Here is a 17,959-nt window from a genome sequence, read left to right as displayed (position 1 = left end):
CCATCGCTCCTTTTTCTTTCTGTTATTCTTCCACCACCGGTCCCAGGGTGGCCACCATGAGGGCTTTAATGGTATGCAACCGGTTCTCGGCTTCATCGAAGACCACTGACTGCGGGCTGCGGAACACTTCGTCGGTGACTTCCAGCTCTTTTAATCCATGGGCTTCGTAAACGTCTTTGGCCACCTGGGTTTCCAGGTCGTGAAAAGCCGGCAGGCAGTGCATGAACAGGCTTTCCGGTTTTCCAGTGGCTGCCATAAGGGCTGCATTCACCTGATAAGGCAGCAGCTGTTCAATACGTTGGGCAAACTGATCTTCTTCTCCCATGGAAACCCACACGTCGGTGTAGACCACATCGGCCCCCTTTACGCCTTCAAGGGGATCTTCAATGAGGGAAATGCTGCCGCCGGTTTCTGCTGCCACCGCTTTCATTTCTGCCACCAGGCCGGCTTCAGGAAACAGGCTGGCGGGTGCCACCGCCCGGAAATCCATGCCCATTTTGGCGGCCCCAATCATGAGAGAATTGGCCATATTGTTGCGGGCATCTCCCACATATGCAAAACTCACCTGGTTCAGTGGCTTTTTCAGTTTTTCCTGAATGGTGAGAAAGTCTGCCAGGATCTGCGTGGGATGGTAGTCATCTGTCAGGCCGTTCCACACCGGCACCCCCGCATGGGCTGCCAGGGTTTCCACCGTGCTGTGGGCAAATCCCCTGAACTCAATGCCGTCATAAAACCGGCCCAGTACCTTTGCTGAGTCTTCAATGGATTCTTTTTTACCGATCTGGGAATCTTTCATACCCAGAAAAGTGGCATGCCCACCCTCATCCATCACCGCCACCTCGAAGGCGCAACGGGTTCGGGTGGATGTTTTTTCAAAAAGAAGAACAACGTTCTTTCCTGTCAGCAGTTTCCCGCGAATGCCCTGCTGTTTCTTCTCTTTCAGTGCTGCAGCCAGGTTCAGCAGTGACAGTATTTCTTCAGGTGAATAATCTTTCAATGTCAGCAGGCTTTTACCCCGCCAGGATGCGGTTTCTCTCAAGGCTTTCAACTGTCTTCGAACAGTCTGGCTGCCGTTTCTTTTTCGATGAATGGTTGTCACTGTATGAGTCATCCTGATTTCCTCCCTGTTCTGCCGATTCCACTGACTGTACCGTCATTGGCGGTCGAATTTTTATAATTATACATTATATATTATATTTATTCAACCCTTCCATTCATTTTCATGTAAAAAAAACAGCCTTTTCCTGTTGAAGGTCAAGGCTGTCGGGTTCATACAATGAAACTAAATGGCAAAAAGCCACCCGCAGGTGGCTCTTAACTGACTTTAATTTGCCGGTTATCTTCGCAAACAGTAATTTCGACAGTTTCCGTCAGTATATCACAGTAACTGTAGGAAACGCGACGCACACTGTCAAAGTCGCCATAGACCTTCACAACAAATATGCTGGGATAGGTATCCTCCAGGATGCCTTCCCTTACCACAATGCGCTTTCGGCCTTTGTTGGCCTTTAAGGTTACTTTCTGTCCCAGATACCCTTCGATGATCTTCCTGATTTCGCCCAACGTGTTTTTATCAGCCAAACCATCACCTCTTTCACACATTCCATCGTGTTAAGTGTATCATAATTTGGCAGTATTGTCAAACGCAAATTATTCATTATATAACTGCAAACCCACTGTTGTCAAATATTATTTTTGATAATACCCCTGCTTTTTTCGCAATGTCGCTGATTTTGTAAAAGATCCTCTTATTTTCCGCAGGGAATCAACAGCACCGGCCGCTTGGAATGTCTGGAAACAGCGTCTGAGGTGCTTCCCAGCAGCAGTGATTTCAGAAGACCCGCTCCCCGGGTGGCCATCACAATCAACGTGGCTTGTTCCTCTTCCGCGGTGGTGGTGATGATTTTAGAAGGCAGACCAACACCGGTTTTCACAGAGACTTCAATGCCTTTTTCCCTGAACTCGTCGGCAATGGCTTCCAGCCGGGTCCGGTAATCCTCCAGTATCCGCTCCACTTCCTCCCGGGTTTCGCCGTGTTCGGCCACTGACAGCAAAATCATTTCCCGTATGTTTTTCATTTGGCGAATTTCATCCAGTACCAACTGGGAGCAGCGGGAAAAATCGATGGGTACCACTATTTTTTCAAATTTGCTGATGCAGACATTCCGAAGATGATCCGCCTCGTCTTTTCGGTATTTTTCGATGAGCACGGGCGTGGTGGTCATGCGAATCAAATCGAAGGTGGTGCTTCCCAGAAATATCTCCTTTAAGATGCTCTTCCCAATGGAGCCGATGAGGATTAAGGACGCCTGTTCCTTTTCAGCCACATGGGCAATTTCAGAGGCGGCAAACCCGCCCAATACGTTCACCCGGGCTTTGATGCCTTCCTTTTTCAGTTTTTCAGCCATTTCCTGAAGCCGGGTCTCGGTTTCCTGTTGTACCGCAACAATGGAACGTTCTTCTCCAATTCGCAGGTCAATCACATGGACAAGAATGACTTCCTCCAGCCCTTTATCCACCAGCTCATCAATGCAGTTGAGCAAATTGGATGAAGCGGGGGAGAAGTCAACGGCGATGACTACTTTTTTGGCTAACATGGCGCCGCCTCCTTTTTCATTTTTTTCTGACTTTTTTCTATTATACCACGGAAAGACCTCAAAAAGACAGCCGGATGAGGGCTGTCTTTTGTCTTGTTTTTCATTTAGATCGACATTTGAAATTTAGATCGACATTTGAAATTCAGTTGTTTTATGAGCAGCTGCCTCTGAACGACCCTCCACCGGCATAATTCACCATGAACCGTTTTCCCAGAAACCCGGAACTGAAGTCAACAATCACGGTTCCAAACTGGCGGTCGGTGTCTTCATCCACAACAAAACTGATCCCATCCACTTCACTCATAACATCTGTTTCTTTTGCCTCATCCAGAGACAATGCAAATCGCGGGCCTGCTCAGCCAATACCAGACACATAGACCCTCACTTTTTTGCCGGATTCATTCTGCTCCAGCAACGCCTCTTTTGCTGCTTCTGTGATGGTAATTTTCATATTGTTACCTCCCTCACCCCCGGGGTGCAGGGGTATCTTCTTAGCCTCATTATAGCGCCCATTTACCTTTTTGTCAACAATCGTCCCCAGGGTGATTCTTCATGGGTCATCTTCACGGTTTCCAATGACTCACCAGCTGCGCCAGGATTCTCACCGCCACCCCGGTACCGCCCTTTTGCTGGTAGGCCAGGGGTTTCTTTGTGTAACTGGTACCGGCAATATCCATGTGAACCCAGGGAATTTCATTTGCAAAGGCTTTTAAAAATAAACCGGCAGTAATGGCGCCTGCTTCCCTGCCGCCAACGTTTTTCAGATCAGCCACGTCGCTTTTAATCTGTTCCCCATAGGCATCAAAGGCAGGCAGCGGCCAGCAAGCCTCTCCCACTGCCTTTCCGGCATCCACCACCGCCTGCTGCCAGCCATCATCATTGCTGATCAGCCCGGAGGCATGATTCCCCAAAGCGATGACGCAGGCTCCGGTGAGGGTGGCCACATCCACCACCCGGGTAACTCCCAGGTGCCGGGCATAGGCCAGGCAGTCTGCCAGCACCAGGCGACCTTCTGCGTCTGTATTGAGAATTTCAACGGTCTTTCCGTTCATGGCAGTGAGAATATCTCCGGGACGGTAAGCACTTCCCGAGGGCATGTTTTCACACAGCCCCACCACTGCTGTCACATTCACCGTCGGTTTCAGACGCCCAATGGCTGCCATGGCTCCCAGTACCGCCGCCGCGCCGGCCATATCACCCTTCATTTCGTCCATTCCGGCCCCCGGTTTCAGAGAGATGCCTCCCGAGTCGAAGGTCAGCCCTTTTCCCACCAGACCGATCACTTCTTTCGATGCGTCACCTGCGCCTTTGTAAGTCAGCACCACCAGCTTGGGCGGGCGCCGGCTTCCTGCCGTCACCCCCAGAAAACAACCCATCCCCAGCTTCTCCATGTCTTCCTGTTCCAGCACCGTCACGGCCATACCCGTTTCTCTGGCAATGGCAATGGCTTCTTCTGCCATGGCTGTCGGATCCATCACATTTGGAGGCTCATTGACCAAGTCTCTGGCGATATTCACACCCTTCGACAGAATGCGTCCTGTTTCGATCCCTTTTTCCAGCTCTTTCACTTTCATGCCTTTTCTGCGATTAAGCAGTACGTCACTCACTGTCACCAGTGGTTGCTCTGTTTCCTCCTGCTTTTTGTATCGTTCAAATCGATAGGCCGCCAAATCCAGGCCTTCCTGCAGGCATTGGCCCACCATTTCTGCAGCCATCTGGCCGGTGTCCGGCAAGATCAGCGCCATTGAGTTGGCACGCACCTTTTCTGCCTGTCGCAATGCCACCGCAGCCATTTTTCGCAGCCCTTCACCATCAAACGCTTCTTTCTTGCCTAAACCAATCAGCAGCATGCGTTTGGCTGCCAAGTATTCCCGGGTGTGAATCATAAAATGCTCCCCTGCTTTTCCTTTAAAAATCCCTTCTGACATCAGTTCTGTCAATTGACCCTTCAGTTGACGGTCAAGGGTCTGCCCTTCTGTGTCCAGCGCACTGGTTCCCTGAAAAAATCCCAGCACCAGGAGATCCGCAGCAATCGCGGCGGGTTTTTCCATGATAATCTGGCTCTTCATTGGCCACACACCTCCATGATCTTTTCGTTCCTTTCATTCATACCACGGGAATACATTTTTACACAGAAATCATCACCTCTGACGGAAATACAGCTGCACATATTTATGCTTAAACCGACATAAATACTCCAGTTGCTGAACAGTTGTTTTTATGTTATGATATGCGTGAAAATTGCTAACTATTTAGATGGCCTGAATGTCCTGTTGATTTTTTTCGGCAAAGGTCCCTCTGGGAGGTGATTCACCGGTACACGACTCTTCTTTCCGGCAATACATATCTTTATAACCAGGGAGGCGTTTGAATGGAAGAGAAGAAACAACCGAAACAAGCAACATTCATGCATGCATTATTAGTTATTATATTCCTCGTCGTCGTTCTTTTTGTTGCTATCCAGTACATGGGGGCCGACCCGCACATTCCTATTATTCTGGCAACCATCGTAGCCGCTCTCATTGGTGTTTTCGTACTGGGCTATGCCTGGTCAGATCTTGAAGAGGCCATGATTGCCACCATTAGCATGGCCATGCAGGCAGCCTTGATTCTGATGGTCATTGGTTCCATCATTGGTACCTGGATCCTCAGCGGTACTGTTCCCACCATGATTTACTACGGCCTTCAAATTCTGTCACCCGGTATTTTCCTGCTGGCCACTTTGGTTATCTGCATGATCGTCTCTGTTTCCACCGGAAGTTCCTGGACCACCGCCGGCACCGTGGGGATTGCTCTCATGGGCGTAGGCATCGGCCTTGGCATTCCTGAGGGAATGGTGGCAGGCGCCATCGTTTCGGGTGCCTATTTTGGTGATAAGATGTCACCCCTTTCCGATACCACCAACCTGGCCCCCGCCATGGCTGGCACCACTCTTTTCGAACATATCAAGAGCATGTTTTATACCACTGTTCCGGCTGTTCTCATCGCCGCCGTGCTTTACGGCATCATGGGAACCCGCTACGCTGGTCAGGAACTGAATGTTGGCGAAATCAACTCGATGCTGGCGGCAATGGCTGAAAACTTCAATATTTCACCCCTGCTGTTGATCCCTCCCCTTGTGGTTATCATCATTGTTGTGATGAAAGTGCCGGCACTTCCCGGTCTGATGGCCGGCGTTCTGCTGGGCGGTCTTTTTGCCATGCTGTTCCAGGGCGCCGATCTGGGTGCATTCATTGATGCCGCCCATTACGGCTTCGAACTGGAAAGCGGTAACGAAATCATCGACAATCTGCTGAGCCGAGGCGGTCTTGACGGTATGATGTGGACTGTCTCACTGATTCTCATTGCCCTGTGCTTTGGCGGCGTGATGGAAAAAACCGGCATGCTTCATGCCGTTGGCAGCGCCATTCTGAAGATGGCCCACAACACCGGTTCTCTCATTGCAGCCACTGTTCTCACCTGTTTTGCCGTCAATCTGCTGGCAGGAGAGCAGTACATTGCTCTGGTCATTCCCGGTCGTATGTACAAGGATGCCTACAAAGAAAAGGGCATTCACCCCAAGGTGCTTTCCCGCGCTCTGGAAGGCGGCGGTACCGTCACCTCAGCCTTGATCCCCTGGAATACCTGCGGTGCCTTTATGTGGACAACCCTGGGCGTTCACCCCTTCACCTACCTGCCCTATGCCTACTTTAACCTGGCCATGCCGGTGGTGGAAATCATTGCAGGATTCATGGGCTTTGGTGTGTTCAATGAAGATGGCACAAAAGTCAACGCAAAAGCCTAGAGCTTTCACCTGTTCGGTTTGCGTTATACGACAGAGCCTCCCGGTCATCCGGGAGGCTTTTATGTTGAAATAAAAGGATTTGGCCACAGCAGCTGACTGATGGATACCGTCTGAAGGGAAGCCTTTGAATGAAATCGGGGCTGTGATATAATGAACTCAGAGAATTCGTCAGTTGATTCAGACAAATGACAGAAAGGTGGATAATGATGAAAATCCAGTATTTGGGCCATTCTGCTTTTTATGTGGAAGCCGGTAAACTGAAAGCCATGATCGACCCTTTTATTCCCGGAGATGTGACAAAGGCATACGATGAGACACAGCTCACCCATCTCTTTCTGACCCATGGTCATGGCGATCATCTGGGAGATGCCGTCGCCCTGGCAAAAGCGTCAGGAGCCACGGTGATTGCCAACTATGAAATCTGCCACTATCTGGGCCAACAGGGGGTTGCCTGTCACGCCATGCATATCGGCGGACGCACCACCATGGATTTCGGCGTGGTAAAGATGACCCCCGCGCTCCACGGTTCAGGTATTGAAACCCCGGAAGGCATGGTGTACGGGGGAAATCCCGGCGGCTTTGTGATTGAAGTGGAAGGGAAAAAGCTATACCACGCCGGTGACACCGGGCTCACCATGGATATGCAGCTGCTGGAAGTGGAATCCATCGACGTGGCGCTGCTGCCCATCGGCGGCAATTTCACCATGGATGTGACGGATGCCCTGCGGGCTGTGGAGATGATTCGCCCGGCCGTGGCCATTCCCATGCACTTTAACACCTTTCCGGTGATTGAGGCTGATCCCAAAACCTTTGCCGCCGGAAACAACGCTTCCCAGACCAAAATACTTGCCCCGGGTGATACTTTTGAGTTTTAGTTCTCCGGTATGCTTACCACGGGAGATCATAGTCAACGGGATTATAAGCCATACAAAAGCCCCACCGGCTGCCGGCGGGGCTTTTGTATGGCTTACTGTTTATCAATTGATTGGCTTGTGTAAATGGTTCACGAGGTATCCTGTTGATCTTCTTCCATAATCAGCGGCACCAAAGCTTCCTTTTGAGCCACCAGCTGATCCAGAATTCGAAAAACAAAGAGCCGGATGACACCAAAGACCGGCACCCCCAGAAACATACCCATGACGCCAAAGAGCTTGCCACCCACCACGATGGAGAAGATCACCCAGAACGGGGGAATCCCCACGCTGTTCCCCAGAATTTTGGGACCCAGGTAAAGCCCGTCGAACTGCTGCAACGCCAGAATAAACAGCACCACCCAAAGCGCTTTCATTGGTCCTTCGAAGAGGGTCAAAAAACCAGCCGGTACCATGCCAATGAACGGGCCAAAATAGGGAATCATATTGGTTACTCCCACCACCACACTCAGCAACAGAGCGTAACGAACATTCAAGAAACTCATGCCAATGTAGCATAGAATACCAATGATCACCGAGTCAAGGGTTTTACCCACAATAAACCTGGAAAACAGCAGGTCTGCATCCCTGCCAAACTGTTTGATCCCTTCCACCCGTTCACTGGAGATAAAGGCTCTAAGAAAACGTTCAATTCCCTTTTTAAAGGATTCTTTATCAGCCAATGCGTAGAAGGAGATGACCAGTCCCAGCAGGAAATTCAGAAATCCCGAAGTAATGATCAGCGCCCGGTTCACCACCATGGTCACCATCGTGTCCAGCAGTTCTCCTGCCTGATCGAAGTAACTGATAATTTTCTTCTCCATCGGCTCCAGATACTCGTACACATTCATGTTATAGAAGCGCATGGAGCTGATCTCTTCCGACCAATTCTGCACCAGATTTTCAATAAAAACAGCATACTCAGGGGCTCGTTTGGCAATCTCACGTATGTTAGCGGCAATTTGCGGTGCCACCACCATCACCAGCCCAATGATGGCACTTGCTAAAATCAGAAAAACCGTGGCGATACTGGCATTCCGTTTGATTCGCCGGCGGTTGTTTAAGGATGGAATGCGCCCATAAACCCGGTGCTCAAACCACCGCACGCCCGGATTCATCAGGTAGGCAATGAAGGCTGCGACGATGAAAGGGCTGATGAGTCGTCTGGTCCATCTGAAGGCGGTTCGGATGGAACTGACGAAAAGGGACAGGTTATCGACCATGTGAAAAAAAGCAATGGCAATGATGATGGTCAGTGCCGCATAAAATGTATATTTCAGATACTGACGATCCCATTTGATTCGCAATGGCCAGCCCCCCCTGCAGAAATCCGTTAAAATGCCCGGTCTGTTCTCTCTCAGTTCATTATAACTGATTCAACAGCCGGGCGCTATGATTTACCTGATGAATTGTGGGTTTCGTAATCAAAAAGTAACAATCTCTTTCACTGGTCAGCCACCTGAAAAGCCGGCACGGTGAAGCATTCCACCACACTGCCGATGATGCTGTGACGCCCCGCCCTGATGTAAGGGCCCTGAAAAATCTCGTTATAGACAAAGCAGCCGGTGAGGTAATAAAAAGGTTCGAAATCCACCCGATGTTCTTCCACCACAGCCATGGGCAATTGAGGCACCTGACAGAACTCCTGAATGAGATAATCTTCTGCTGCGGCCCTTTGAAGCTTTTTCTCCCATTCTTCCGAAGACCAGTCCCTTCCCGCATATACGCCATAGGAGGCATACCGGTCTTCAGGCTTGATGATGTACCGGTCTTTTTCCTTCAGCCAGTGTTGCCAGTCGGCTTCATTGTTCCGCTGTAACTGGGCGGTGTAGGGCACATGCTCCCGAATAAAGCGGCGTTGGGATTCATCCAGAAATCCGGTGGCTTCTTCATCATGAAGAATGGCAAAAAAACGTTTGTGATGTGGAATCTGAGATCTGACTGCCCCCACCAGGCACACATGATCTGCTTCAATGGCCTCTGCCAGGGGTGTCAGTTGCTGCCAGTTTTCCACCAGTTCCCAGGTGACCAGCCGTCGATAGATCACATCAATCACCTGTTCTCCCGCCATCAGCCGGCCATCTTTCAGCACCAGCTCCCGGGCGTCTGCCACCACACAGGGACAGCCCGCTTTCTCAAAGGCTTTTTGAAACTCCATGAACTCCGAAGGCGGCTCACTTGAAAAGAGGTCAACAATGGCCACCCGGGGATTTTCAGGAAAGTCAGGCCCTTTATTCCGGGACACCCGCCAATGACGGTAGTTCCTCTGCAGTGCATCGACCCAGCTGTTGAAAAATTCACCGCCCCGCAGGGCATCGGCCGGTAAATTCAACGCATTCACCGTAGGCGAACTGCCTATGATCTGCTGCAGTTCACGGGCTTCCACCATGCCGGAAGAACCATCGGTGTTGATTTCACAAAACTGAAAAGCACCGGTTTCCAGCTGATAAAAAAGATCAATGCGGGTGACGGGCACGGGATAATCATAGCCCGGATCCTTCAGAATCAGGGATTCTGTCAGGGGCGAGAAAGGAAAATGCTTTCGAAAAGCCGGGTTCTCCACATACTCACTGGTTACCCGCTTGATGAGGTTCATCATCGTCTGGGTGATGCGGTCAAGATGCTGCCATTGGGAAGACGTCATAAAAAAGGGATGGTGAAGGAATTCCACCGGTTTGCCTTTGTATTTTGCCGGCGAATCTGCCACCGCCGCCATCAACCCTTCATGGGAAGCCTGCATTTCACGGGGATGGGCCAAAACCCACTGTCGGTATTGATCCCAATAGGGGCTCAGCGTTTCTTTCACATGGTTTCCTCCTCTGTCCATTGGTGAGCGGCGCACCATTCAAGCCCCTGCCAACCATCTTCTGCCACCCTGCGCCGGCTGTAGGCTGCCGGAGTTTCCTGGTTCACCACCAGATTTTCCAGATGCCCCAGCCATGCCAGCTCCCGGGCGGTGGCTTCCTGTTTGGCCAGATCCAGCAGTGTCAGCAGCATCTGCTGGCAGGTGGTGCCTCCAAAGCGGGCCTGATAGCCCTGGTGCTGCATGTCGTGGCGCAGCTGATTCAAGCGAGCGTCACTCATCCCCTGGGAAAGGTGGTACAAATAGTGGAGGGAAGCTTCCCGGTAGAAGAGATTCTTCACCAGGGCAGCAAATCCAAAGCTGAGGGGAAGGGGCAACGAGTCTGCCATGCGAATCTCGATGTACCGGCGCACCCGTACATCTGGAAAAACCATGGAAAGCAGGTGGTCTGCCTCTTCATCAGTGAAATTCTCCAGCCCTTCCAGCGCTGCCGCGGGCATGTCACCGGTGCCCCTGTATGTGTGGCCCTGCTGAACCAGAATGGGAGGCGTCCGCAGAATATAATCAGCATAGGCCTGGTAGCCGAACTCTGTATCCATCACTCCCGGAATCAGCCCACACCTGGCCGGGTCTGTTTCATCCCAGATGGCAGTCCGCATGCTGACCTGTTGAGCAGGCTCTCCTTCAAAGTAGGGCGCATTATCTGTCAACAGCGCCAGAAAGGGCATGAGAAAATGAGCCACCCGGAACTTCTCGATAAAATCTGTCTGATCTATGTAGTCCACAATCACCTGAAGGGAAGCGGTTCCTTTCATCATGTAATGGGCATACCGGCCGGTTTGCTGAAAATACTCCGACATGTACCGGTATCTTTTTTTGGGATTGAAGGGAATATCGTGGATGGAGGTGCGGGGGTGATAGCCCACGGCCAGGAGCCACTGACCCTGGGTTTCCAGCACCGGTATAAGGTGGTGGAGGAAGGTCCAATACCGCCGGTAGATCACCTCCAGCTCGTCGCTGGGATCAATGCTGATTTCCAGCTGTCCTCCCGGTTCCAGGGTAATCACATACTCCGGGTGGCGCAGTCCCACCACATGCTCATCTTCATAAATGGGGTCATAGCCCTTGGGAATCAGTTGCTTCAGAATGGCTTCAATTCCCTTTTCCTGGTAGTAGTTCACCGATTCCAGGGTTTGTGCATCCACCACCACATGTTCCATTTCCATACCAATGCGAAGATCAGCCGCCGCCGTCTCACCCTGCCTGAGCAGCGCCACAATCCGGTCTTGCTGATGGTTGTTTTTAATCTCCATGATCTGCCACTCCCGTCACGTTTCTTTATCCTAAGGCTTTTATATTTCCACCTATCAGGCTTTTATATTTCTAATTATTCATGTTACCCAATTCATCGTTGAATATGCATCACGATCACCACTTAAATGAATTTGCTTTTTTGCAATCGAAAGCACCAAATTCCTAAACCCACTCATACCAGAGATTTTAGGGCTAAAAAAACCGACCTTGACACAAGGCCGGTTACGCTCTCAAGCGTTTATCAAAATGTGGCTTTTACACTAATATTTTTGAAGCAGGTGTCTTGGACAGGTCACCCAGGGAGTGTCAATCCTGGCACCTGTCATGTCAAAGTCTTCTCCGGGCACCACCAATAGTACGGATTGGTGCTGCAACAACACACTTTTAACTTTTTCCCCAAGAAGCACTTTTTCGTTTTCCTTCAGTGGACGGTAATCCATGGTCCATACGGCATCAACGGCGCTGCGTTGGCAGATTTCATCCACAGTGAGACATTTTCCTGCCATGCCTTCCAGGTGCTTTCCCTTGATGCGGCCGTCATTGCCTCCCAGGCGCAATCCCACTGCGGCCAGAGCACCCACTACACCCTGTCCGGTGCCGCCGTGTTCCGACAGGTGGATGCCCAGGGAAGCGGCCAGGGCGTAAGCTTCCGATTTTGTCAATACTTCTTCCTTTGCCCGACGGCTGTATCGCAGCAACTGGTGTGACCCGTCAATTTTTGACAGGGGGGCAACGCAAAAGCCTGGGTCAGAGCCTGGGGCACTTTCTTTTAGGAGAAAATCTGCACCAGCTTCCACCAGTGCCTGGTGGTGAGCCAGGTTCAGTTCTGCAGTGAAGCACATGGCACTGTTGTGAGAGGTGTAGGGTATGTCGTCATGAACATAGAGCTGATGGCGTGAGATGAAGGTGGTTGTGCCCCATCCGTATTTTTCGATGCAGCGAGCAAAGGCAGCGGCCAGGTGACCAGTGCCGAGGCTTTCCAGATTGTCGGTGTCGTCCAGTGAAATAAACAGCTTTTCAAAACGGTTAGTGGTCATGGGAAGGTTCCTTTCTTCCATTGAAATGTGATGAAGTGTTACTTTGGATCCCTTAGTCCTCCCTGTAAAATCTGCTCAGTCAGGTCATCTTCCAGGTCAAAGGCCAGAAAGGTACGGTAAAAGTGCTGTATTTCTTCTTTCAGGTCCATGTCTTCAAAGAGTTCCGGGTACAGGGTTTTGGCTGTCCAGAGGATGGCCAGGGGAGTTTCTACGGCCCCGGGGTGGCCCCAGCGGGAGATTCCCTGAGGCAGTTGGTATACTTTTTGCTGTTTTACGGCCTGCAATGTTGCCCATTGGGGATTGGTGAGGATGTATTTCACCACGTCCGGTTCATTGACAATCATTACTTCCGGGTCCCACAGCAGGATTTGCTCCAGGGCGGCGAAATATTTGTTGTCCACAAAACGCAGGTCCTGGTTCATAGCCACATTGTTGGCTCCGGCAATGTTGGTCCATTGGGCAGACAGGGAGCCTTTGATGTCGGTGCGAGTGGCTTCGTTGATGGAGTGGTACACGGTGACCCGATCCCCCATGGGCACTTGGGCCAGCACACCTTCCACCCTGTCAATCACTGATTGGTAGTAGGCGTTAAAAGCCTGAGCCTCCTGGATTCTGCCCATGGCTTCGCCAATAAAGGCAATGTTTGCCATTTGGTCTTCAATGCTGGTGAAATCCACCACCAAAAAAGGAATGCCGGTCTTGTCCATTTTGTCCATTTCCCGGTCGTCAGCAGCGGTTTCGATGCTGACAAAAACCAGGTCTGGTTTTAAGTTTAACAGTTCTTCCACATTAATGGTGCCCCCTGCTCTTGGGACGGAAACCTCTTCGATAGCGGGGTTGACCATGGCCAGCAGGCGGTCACGCTTCAACCCGCCGGGGGTGGCCACGATTTTGTCGCCATCTCCCAGCAGAGTGACGGCATAACCGGAGAAGGCGTAGAGGCAGGCAACCCGTTGAATCTTGTCCGGTACCAGCACTTCCCTTCCAACGGCGTCGGTGATCCATTTCCCAGCATCAATCTGTGGTTCAGCTACTTCTTCCAAAGGGTCTTCCTGGGCCATAGGAGTCTCTGGCTGCGTGCTGTCCGCCGGGGCAGGCTGGGTTGAAGCGCAGCCGGTGAGTATCAGCAGGATTAACAGCCATGCCATCCATCGGGTGACCTTTGATAAGGACTTGTTATTGGTGTGCATCATGTGATCATCCTTTCGCCTTGATCTCCCCCGTCAGTCGAGGGCCTGGGCAGCAGGCTGAGGGGGATGAGCTGGGTGTAAGTGTTATCCGTGTCTTCGCCATAGTGAACCATGTGTGCCCTTACGCCGAAGGTATCCCTCATGTTGGTTTCGTTCAGCACCTCCCGGGGGCTTCCCTGAGCGGTGAAGTCACCCTTCTCCATGAGAGCTACCTGAATGGGGACGCCCGCGTTTTCAAAGTAGAAGGCATGGTTGGGAAAGTGGGTGGACATGATGATGGAACGGCCCTGTTCTTTCACCAGCTTCACAATGGTTTCCAAAACGATGAGCTCATGACGGAAATCCAGGTGGGCAGTGGGTTCATCCATGATGATGACTGGTGTGTCCTGCACCAAAGCCCGGGCAATCATCACCAGTTGCGACTCTCCCCCGGAAAGCTGGGTGTAGGGGGTATGGGCGTAATGGGTCATGTTCACCGCCTTTAGTGCTTCCCAGGCCATGGCTTCGTCTTCTTGTGAGGGGGACTGAAACAGACCTTGGTAGGCGGCCCGTCCCATGAGCACCACCTGTAACACAGTGTAAGGGAAGGATTTCACGTGGTTTTGGGGAGTGTAGGCGGTGTGGCGGGCTACTTCCTGGGGTTTCATTTTTTTCAGGGATTTCTGACCCCAGTGAATGTCGCCGGCATCCAGGGTCAGGTAGCCCAGTAAACATTCCAGCAGAGTTGACTTACCGCAGCCATTGGGGCCGAAGAGGCAAAAGATGCCCTGGGTGTCCATGGTCAGGTTCAGGTGTTGAAACACCGGAGTTTTATGATAACTGAAGGTGGCTTGATGTACGTTGAGAATCATGGTTACCAACCGCCTCCCTTTGTTTTTTTCAGCAGGTAGATGAAGAAGGGGCCGCCAATGAGGGCGGTGAGAATGCCCAGGGGAATTTCTGCCCCTGTGAGGGTGCGGGCAATGATGTCCACCAGCACCAGATAACCGGCCCCCAAGAGCATGGAAGCAGGGATCAGTGCCTTGTGGTCGTTCCCCACCAAAATACGGGCAATGTGGGGAATAATGAGGCCTACCCAGCCGATGATGCCGCTGACACAGACAGCCCCGGTGGTGGCCAGGGAAGCGGACCCAATGAGAAAGCCCTTGGTGAGGGTGGTGTTGATTCCAAGGGACTGAGCTTCCTTATCTCCCATGGAAAGCACGTTGATGCGCCAACGCAGGGCCATGAGGCCCGCCACTCCCAGAAGCATGGGCAACCCGGCGGTGGTGATGTCTTCCCATCTGGCAGTTGCCAGGCTGCCCATGAGCCAGAACACAATGGCGGGTAAATCAGTGTAAGGATCGGCCACGTATTTTGCCAAAGAGATCAGGGAAGAGAAAATGGAGGACACTACCACGCCTCCCAGCACCAGCATGATGGTGGGGGTGGTGCGGTAATGCCGGGCCACCAGATAGCTGAACACCACAGCCAGGGTGCCAAACAGGAAAGCAAAAATATAAATCATGGTGCCCTGTCCGAATAGAATGATGGCCAGGGTAGCGCCAAAGCCAGCCCCAGAGCTGACCCCCAGGATGTTTGAACTTACCAGGGGGTTTTTAAAGATGCCCTGGAAGGTGGCACCGCTGGCAGAAAGGCTGGCTCCCACCATGGCTCCTAACAGGGCCCGGGGCAAGCGGATTTGCCAGATCACCGTCTGGTGCATGGCAGGGAGTTCTTCCCCCCTGCCGAAAAATGGCAGGGACAATATTTCCAGCACCTGGTAAATGGATAATGGGTACCTGCCAATAAAAACGGACAGGAGCAGGGCTGCAAGTGGAAAGGTCACCAGCAGCAAACGACGTACCATGATGGGCAGTGTCATGAGGGGTTTCATGAGGATTTCCTTCGCAGGAACAAGATCACTGCTGTGAACAGACCCGCCCCTGCCAACAGGGGTCCATAAGGCAAAGTGGCAGCTTCTGCCGGAACAGGTTGGTCGGCGGTTTCCACATTTTCTCGGGGTGTTTCTGCGGTCGTTTCCACCTCCTGGACCGAATCCTCCGCCTCCTGTATTGCCTGAACTGCTTCAGAGGTTTCTTCTTCATCGTCATTGGCCTGATCTGCCGCCAGGGCTGCTTCCGTCTGAGCGTCGGTATCGTTTCCCTCTGATTGGTCTGTGGCAGCCGTTTCTTCCGCCCGGTTGGCAGCACCTTCTGCTGCCTGCCCTTCCTGGGGTGGGCTGGCAGGTGCTTCCACCGTTTCTTGCTGTTCCTGTGAAGCCGCTGCCGGAGCAGTGGTGAAGGCCACTGTCACTCTACTGTCCAAGGTGGTGCCATTTTTCGCCTGGAAGGTGGGATCAATGGCCAGTATGTATTCCGTATCCGGCTTCAATGTTTCGCCTAAATGCACCTTCACATCCCGTCGAAGCTCCCGGTACAGTTGGTCGTCACCCATTTCAATGGTGATGGCCACCGGGGTGCCGTCGACTGCTGCCAGGGAGATGGCCGCCATGTTGGCATCACGAATGGTCATGTACACCACGTTTTTGTTGAACACCAGCAAGATGGTTTCCAGTTCCGGGGACACATTGACAGCACCACTGGCGGGCACAGAAAACTCCAGTCTTACCGGATCAATACCGCCCCCTTCACCGTCCCCGTCGCCTTCGGCGTAAGTGGCCAGGGAAAGCAGGCTAACCAGCAGTATGACCAGCATCAGCATGGCCATGGGTTTTTTCCAGCGAAATCCTGTGCTGGGTATGAGGATCAAGGTATCTGACACTCCATGCTTCGGATGTTGACTTTTTGCGCAAACGCTTTTCTCTGTCATTGTTATCGTTTCCCTCCTTGGTCCATAAAAAGCCTGTCAAATTTCCAACCGGAAGTTTTCATCTTTCCATGGAGAGAAAAAACCACCTGCTGAGAGACAGACGTTATCATTGCTAATTATTTTATGGCATCATTATGTCGAAGTCAACACATCGAACCAATGTCATTGTAGTAAAATGCCCATCTTAACCTATCAAAGTCAATGTCAGCTGATAGACTATTGACTTATATCACCCTCTCACATACAATAACAGAGACAATTGAACTGCTCCACGCCTGCGGATATCGAGGGAAACGTTTTGCCTATCGTTATGCATATAAAAACCTATCCCATTATTATCCGAATTGGCAGCGAAGCAACAAGTCTTCTTAGAAATATCTATTCTTTTTGCATCTTTTTATTACAAAAGGAGGATTCAACAATGAAGAACAACGTATTCAAAGGCAGATGTATGATGCTCCTGCTGACCCTGGTGCTGGTGGTGCTGTCAACCCTGACAACCTACGCCGCCATCACCGACATCGCAGGTCACTGGGCAGAAAAACAGTTGACTGAATGGCAGGAGATGGGACTGATCAGAGGTTATGGCGATGGCACCTTCCGCCCTGACCAACCAATCACCCGTGCAGAGTTTGCTGTGATGATGAACAAAGCCTTTCATTTAACAGAAACCAACAGCAAGACCTTTGATGATGTGGCAGAAAACGCCTGGTACCTGGAGGCCTTTAAAATTGCCACCAAGGCCAAATACCTTGAAGCCGATGAGGCCAACATGGTTGATCCCCAGGGCAACGTTACCCGGGAAGACGCTGCCGTGATGGTGAGTGCCTTCGTACCAGTGGAATCAGATGTTTCCTTGGCTGTACTTGCTGAGTTGGCAGATCCGGACCAGGTGCAGGCCCAGAATCGGGATGCACTGGCTTCTATGATGAACCAACGTGTGATTCGCCCTGTGGAAGGCCTGGACTACACTGCCACAGGTGAAATCAGCCGAGCTGAGGCAGTGGTACTGCTGAGAAGAGCCCTGACTGCCTTCGAAACCGTTGAAGCCGGTGAAACACATGAAAGCGGCAACAACCCACTGAATTTGTTGGGCGTGACAGTGCTGGTGGATGGCGAAGAACCTTTTGCTTGGGAAGAAGGTACTGCCGTGCCTGTCAACGCCGTTTTCCAACTGAATTTTGACCGAAATGTGACAGGGGACAACTGGGAGGCCAACCAGTCATTGTTCTCGATGACCCTGGTTGAATCCGGTGAAGCTGTGGAGGCTGAAGTGAGCCGCATTGAATCCTACGAAGAGCGGAACAATGTATACGTCACCCCTGAAGAGATACTGTCTTCTGGCGCTGCTTACGAAATTCGTGTGGACAAGGAATTGATGGCCAACAACGGCAATACCCTGGGCAAAACCCAGAAGCTGGAAGTGATTGTGGCCGAGTAGCGTGTGATCGATTTTATCTGCAATCTCAAAGGAACTTCTTCTTGAGCAATAAGAGGAAGTTCTTTTTTGTT

16 protein-coding genes are annotated in these 17,959 nt (G+C 51.5%); 3 read left to right on the top strand and 13 right to left on the bottom strand.

Translation table 11 applies throughout. The features are described 5' to 3' along the window. Nucleotides 1–22: 22 nt before the first annotated feature. The 5 genes from argF to QOL74_RS11045 all read right to left on the bottom strand — a co-directional run bounded on the left by argF (nucleotide 23) and on the right by QOL74_RS11045 (nucleotide 4,666). Nucleotides 23–1,111, bottom strand: coding sequence for an ornithine carbamoyltransferase (gene argF, locus QOL74_RS11065; RefSeq protein WP_283409543.1), 1,089 nt, complete (start codon nucleotides 1,109–1,111; stop codon nucleotides 23–25). A 203-nt stretch (nucleotides 1,112–1,314) separates the two neighbouring features. Continuing rightward, on the bottom strand, nucleotides 1,315–1,581 hold the full coding sequence (locus tag QOL74_RS11060) for a Veg family protein (RefSeq protein WP_283409542.1): 267 nt from the start codon (nucleotides 1,579–1,581) through the stop codon (nucleotides 1,315–1,317). A gap of 167 nt (nucleotides 1,582–1,748) precedes the next feature. Continuing rightward, a complete protein-coding gene (locus QOL74_RS11055; RefSeq protein ID WP_283409541.1) occupies nucleotides 1,749–2,597 on the bottom strand; it encodes a universal stress protein in 849 nt (282 codons plus the stop codon). 151 nt (nucleotides 2,598–2,748) lie between these two features. Next, nucleotides 2,749–2,901 carry a hypothetical protein gene (locus QOL74_RS11050; protein WP_283409540.1) on the bottom strand — a complete coding sequence of 51 codons (153 nt, stop codon included), beginning with the start codon at nucleotides 2,899–2,901 and terminating at the stop codon, nucleotides 2,749–2,751. 259 nt (nucleotides 2,902–3,160) lie between these two features. Further along, nucleotides 3,161–4,666: a leucyl aminopeptidase gene (locus tag QOL74_RS11045; RefSeq protein WP_283409539.1), complete on the bottom strand. Its 1,506-nt coding sequence runs from the start codon at nucleotides 4,664–4,666 to the stop codon at nucleotides 3,161–3,163. A gap of 302 nt (nucleotides 4,667–4,968) precedes the next feature. Here QOL74_RS11045 and nhaC point away from each other — a divergent pair, with 302 nt between their 5' ends. Together nhaC and QOL74_RS11035 are read left to right on the top strand one after the other, a co-directional pair. Then, on the top strand, nucleotides 4,969–6,381 hold the full coding sequence (gene nhaC, locus QOL74_RS11040) for a Na+/H+ antiporter NhaC (RefSeq protein ID WP_283409538.1): 1,413 nt from the start codon (nucleotides 4,969–4,971) through the stop codon (nucleotides 6,379–6,381). 206 nt (nucleotides 6,382–6,587) lie between these two features. Continuing rightward, the gene (locus QOL74_RS11035) at nucleotides 6,588–7,256 is read left to right on the top strand and encodes a metal-dependent hydrolase (RefSeq protein ID WP_283409537.1); all 669 of its coding nucleotides are present in this window, start codon (nucleotides 6,588–6,590) and stop codon (nucleotides 7,254–7,256) included. 128 nt (nucleotides 7,257–7,384) lie between these two features. On the opposite strand, the gene QOL74_RS11030 is transcribed toward QOL74_RS11035, so the two are convergent. The 8 genes from QOL74_RS11030 to QOL74_RS10995 form a co-directional block, all read right to left on the bottom strand. Continuing rightward, nucleotides 7,385–8,599 (bottom strand): AI-2E family transporter, encoded by a 1,215-nt coding sequence (locus QOL74_RS11030; RefSeq protein WP_283409536.1) that lies wholly within the window; start codon nucleotides 8,597–8,599, stop codon nucleotides 7,385–7,387. 137 nt (nucleotides 8,600–8,736) lie between these two features. After that, nucleotides 8,737–10,098: a circularly permuted type 2 ATP-grasp protein gene (locus QOL74_RS11025; protein ID WP_283409535.1), complete on the bottom strand. Its 1,362-nt coding sequence runs from the start codon at nucleotides 10,096–10,098 to the stop codon at nucleotides 8,737–8,739. Further along, entirely contained in the window at nucleotides 10,095–11,408 is a 1,314-nt protein-coding gene (locus QOL74_RS11020; RefSeq protein WP_283409534.1) for a glutamate--cysteine ligase, read from the bottom strand. Before QOL74_RS11020 ends, QOL74_RS11025 begins: the two co-directional genes overlap by 4 nt. Nucleotides 11,409–11,669: 261 nt before the next feature. Next, nucleotides 11,670–12,446 (bottom strand): hypothetical protein, encoded by a 777-nt coding sequence (locus QOL74_RS11015; RefSeq protein ID WP_283409533.1) that lies wholly within the window; start codon nucleotides 12,444–12,446, stop codon nucleotides 11,670–11,672. 38 nt (nucleotides 12,447–12,484) lie between these two features. Beyond that, nucleotides 12,485–13,636 carry an ABC transporter substrate-binding protein gene (locus QOL74_RS11010; protein WP_283409532.1) on the bottom strand — a complete coding sequence of 384 codons (1,152 nt, stop codon included), beginning with the start codon at nucleotides 13,634–13,636 and terminating at the stop codon, nucleotides 12,485–12,487. Then, the gene (locus tag QOL74_RS11005; RefSeq protein WP_283409531.1) at nucleotides 13,636–14,487 is read right to left on the bottom strand and encodes an ABC transporter ATP-binding protein; all 852 of its coding nucleotides are present in this window, start codon (nucleotides 14,485–14,487) and stop codon (nucleotides 13,636–13,638) included. The genes QOL74_RS11010 and QOL74_RS11005 overlap by 1 nt, the downstream gene beginning before the upstream one ends. Nucleotides 14,488–14,489: 2 nt before the next feature. After that, nucleotides 14,490–15,512 carry a FecCD family ABC transporter permease gene (locus tag QOL74_RS11000; RefSeq protein ID WP_283409530.1) on the bottom strand — a complete coding sequence of 341 codons (1,023 nt, stop codon included), beginning with the start codon at nucleotides 15,510–15,512 and terminating at the stop codon, nucleotides 14,490–14,492. Then, nucleotides 15,509–16,447, bottom strand: coding sequence for an Ig-like domain-containing domain (locus QOL74_RS10995; protein ID WP_283409529.1), 939 nt, complete (start codon nucleotides 16,445–16,447; stop codon nucleotides 15,509–15,511). The genes QOL74_RS11000 and QOL74_RS10995 overlap by 4 nt, the downstream gene beginning before the upstream one ends. Nucleotides 16,448–16,868: 421 nt before the next feature. Between QOL74_RS10995 and QOL74_RS10990 the strand changes: the two genes are divergently transcribed. Then, nucleotides 16,869–17,888, top strand: coding sequence for an S-layer homology domain-containing protein (locus QOL74_RS10990; protein WP_283409528.1), 1,020 nt, complete (start codon nucleotides 16,869–16,871; stop codon nucleotides 17,886–17,888). Nucleotides 17,889–17,959: the final 71 nt, after the last annotated feature.

The organism is Anoxynatronum buryatiense (assembly GCF_900182905.1).
In the GTDB taxonomy this organism is placed as follows: domain Bacteria; phylum Bacillota; class Clostridia; order Peptostreptococcales; family Tindalliaceae; genus Anoxynatronum; species Anoxynatronum buryatiense.
Note: the sequence above shows the minus strand (reverse complement) of the source record. Positions and strands in the feature narration are given on the sequence as shown.